The organism is Knoellia flava TL1, assembly GCF_000768675.1.
Classification (GTDB): domain Bacteria; phylum Actinomycetota; class Actinomycetes; order Actinomycetales; family Dermatophilaceae; genus Knoellia; species Knoellia flava.
Window position 1 is genome coordinate 1 of the sequence record NZ_AVPI01000016.1, and the last position, 3224, is coordinate 3224.

Consider the following 3224-nt stretch of genomic DNA (forward strand, 5'->3'; position numbering starts at 1 on the left):
CCGCGTGGGCCTTCAGCAAGTGACCGCACCGCCGGTTTCGTTCGTGGACGAGTGTGGAGTGCAAAACGACACGTTTACTATCCCCACCTCCAACAGCGTCCGATACGTCGTTGACGATGGGGAGCATTCTGCGGGTACATATCCTGGCCTTGGTGACATCACCGTTACGGCCACGCCGCTTGCCGGATACAGCCTGCAGGGGACCGACCGGTGGAGCAAGACCTTCTCTTCAGAGGCTTGTCCTCTCACCACTCCCCAAGCGCCCGTCGACATCACGGCTAGCGCGGGCAACGCTAGTGCTGTCGTGTCCTGGTCCCCTCCGCCTAACGACGGGGGGGCCACCGTCACCGGATACATCGTGACCGCACATCCTGGTGGCGTATCGGTGGTGACCGGACCTAGTGCCCGTCAGGTCACCGTCGGTGGCCTCACTAACGGCGACACTTACACGTTCACGGTGTCCGCCACGAACTCCCTCGGTGAGAGCGAAGCGTCGCAGCCGAGCAATGCTGTGACTCCCCAGGAACCCGACTTCGCAGCTCCGGCGCTGTCGCAGTTCGACTTCACCCCCAAGAGCGCCGACGTCAATGCCGGCTCCAAGGACGTCGTGGTCACCGCCCGCGTCACCGACGCCACCGGCGCCGAAGCCCCCACCCTGATCCTCACCTCCGACAACACCACCCAAACTCTCGGGTTCGGCTCCATGACCCGAATCTCGGGCACCGCCACCGACGGGATCTACCAGCGCACCGTCACCATCCCCACCACTGCAGCCACCGGCACCTGGTCCGTGACGATCTACCCGCTCGATGACACGCTCGGCAACGACGACAACACCTTCCACGTCCACCCGAGCAAGCTCACCGTCACGAGCACGCCCCCAGACGTCGCAGCTCCTGTGCTGTCGCAGTTCGACTTCACCCCCAAGAGCGCCGACGTCAATGCCGGCTCCAAGGACGTCGTCGTCACCGCCCGCGTCACCGACGCCACCGGCGCCGAAGCCCCCACCCTGATCCTCACCTCCGACAACACCACCCAAACTCTCGGGTTCGGCTCCATGACCCGAATCTCGGGCACCGCCACCGACGGGATCTACCAGCGCACCGTCACCATCCCCACCACTGCAGCCACCGGCACCTGGTCCGTGACGATCTACCCGCTCGATGACACGCTCGGCAACGACGACAACACCTTCCACGTCCACCCGAGCAAGCTCACCGTCACGAGGACTCCGCCAGTCACCGCACCGGGCGCACCCACGGCCGTGACCGCCACTGCTGGTGACACCTCCGCGACGGTGTCCTGGACCGCCCCCACCAATACCGGCGGCGCACCCATCACCGGCTACACCGTCACCGCCAGCCCCGGCGGCAAAACCGCCACCACCACCGGCGCCACCACCGCCACCCTCACCGGACTGAGCAACGGCACCAGCTACACCTTCACCGTCACCGCCACCAACAGCGCCGGCACCAGCCCCACCTCCACACCCAGCAACACCATCACCCCCAAGGCGCCGGTCACCGCACCGAGCGCACCCACGGCCGTGACCGCCACTGCTGGTGACACCTCCGCGACGGTGTCCTGGACCGCCCCCACCAACACCGGCGGCGCACCCATCACCGGCTACACCGTCACCGCCAGCCCCGGCGGCAAAACCGCCACCACCACCGGCGCCACCACCGCCACCCTCACCGGACTGAGCAACGGCACCAGCTACACCTTCACCGTGACCGCCACCAACAGCGCCGGCACCAGCCCCACCTCCACACCCAGCAATACCATCACCCCAAGTGCGCCTTCCATCTTGTCGGTCGTGACGCCCACCGTGACAGGCGGATCCAAACCGGGATACGTCAAGACAGCCAACGCAGGCTCGTGGGGTCCATCCCCGGTCGCGCTCTCGTACCGCTGGTCGAGAGTCTCCGCCACTGGCGTCGTGACCCCGATACGCGGAGCCACGAACGCCAAATACCGCGTCTCCACCGCCGATGTGGGCTATCGCCTCACCGTCACCGTCACCGGAACCAAGACCGGATACTCCACGGCGTCACGCACGTCAGCATCTACGAGCTTTGTCACCGCCTGGCGACGCTAGGAAGAGAGGTCGGTCGACCCGAACCGCATCGTGTCCCCGGCTCCAGCGGCTCCGCGCCGCCGGCGGCCGACGCGACCCGGCTGAGGTCGTCGACCAGCCCTCGTACGGCGGCGGCGAGGACACGCTCTACTGGCCCGTCCTCGACACCGCAGTCCAAGCCCGCGGCGCCGACGCCGACCGCGCCGAGGTCACCGCGATGAGCGACGAGCATGCCGAGATCGACCCCGCCCTCGCCGCACTCACCAGCGCCTGGCGCGCCATGGCCGACCACCCGTGCGACGACCACCGGCACGCCCTCGAGATCCGGCTCGCCGGCCTGCGCGAGACCCTCGGCGCGCACCTCGAGCACGAGGAGACCGTGGTCCTGCCGCTCGTCCAGCGCGTCATGACCGAGGACGAGATGGCCGGCGTCGAGCTCGCGATCCAGAAGGGCTACCGCCTGCGCGACACCCCCTTCATGATCGGCTGGGTCACCGACGGGCTCCCGCCCGCTGCCCTCGAGCGCTTCTTCGCCTTCAGCGGTGGCCCGTTCAAGCTCCTGTATGCCGTGGTGCGGCGTGCGTACGCCCGTCGCGAGCAGCGCGCCTTCCGTCACGCCGACCTGCTCGGGACCGCCGTATCACCGTGATACGCCGGACGCTCGGATGCCGAGCGAGCGTCACTGCTCCGAGTCCGCGATCGGTGGGGGCGAGCTCATCGCCGCTCCGGTCGGGTTCGCCACTCTCGGCTAACGCAAGCCGGTTTGCTGCCCGGAAGCCGGTCCTAGACCGCCTTCCCGAGTGGACGAGACGTGCCTTAGTGACCTCTGATTCGCCTCATACAAAGCCCCGCCTGCGAATTCTTCCGAGGTGCAAATGTGGGGAGCGTAAAGACCTATGCTGCTGTCGCACCCCTTGAACTTCATCGGGGCCGTAAATCTCACCCGGGGGACTCTCGATGATCCGTGCCACGCCTGCGCCCAGCCTCCGCAAGGAAGATGGCGCCGCCGCCCGCGTGTGCATCGGCCTACTGGTCTCACTATTCCTCCTCTTGATTCCTGGTGGTTCTGCGGCTGCAATCGAGGCACCACCGGCATTGATCAGTGCGGCGCTTTCACCCTCCGATGGTCTGGTCACCATCGACGACA

The 3224-nt window shown here is 67.2% G+C and carries 3 protein-coding genes; all 3 read left to right on the forward strand.

The annotated features are described in order from the left end of the window. On the forward strand, positions 1-2098 hold a 2098-nt coding region (locus tag N798_RS07355), incomplete at its 5' end, for a fibronectin type III domain-containing protein (protein ID WP_232222670.1). Then, the gene (locus N798_RS17270) at positions 1992-2726 is read left to right on the forward strand and encodes a hemerythrin domain-containing protein (protein ID WP_084100273.1); all 735 of its coding nucleotides are present in this window, start codon (positions 1992-1994) and stop codon (positions 2724-2726) included. The genes N798_RS07355 and N798_RS17270, both read left to right, overlap by 107 nt. 308 nt (positions 2727-3034) lie before the next feature. Continuing rightward, positions 3035-3224: hypothetical protein (locus N798_RS18670; RefSeq protein WP_232222671.1), on the forward strand; the 190-nt coding region annotated here is incomplete at its 3' end.

Coding starts and splice junctions, on each gene's coding strand:
- N798_RS17270 (WP_084100273.1), top strand. CDS start 1,992: ATGTGGGCTATCGCCTCACCGTCACCGTCACCGGAACCAAGACCGGAT.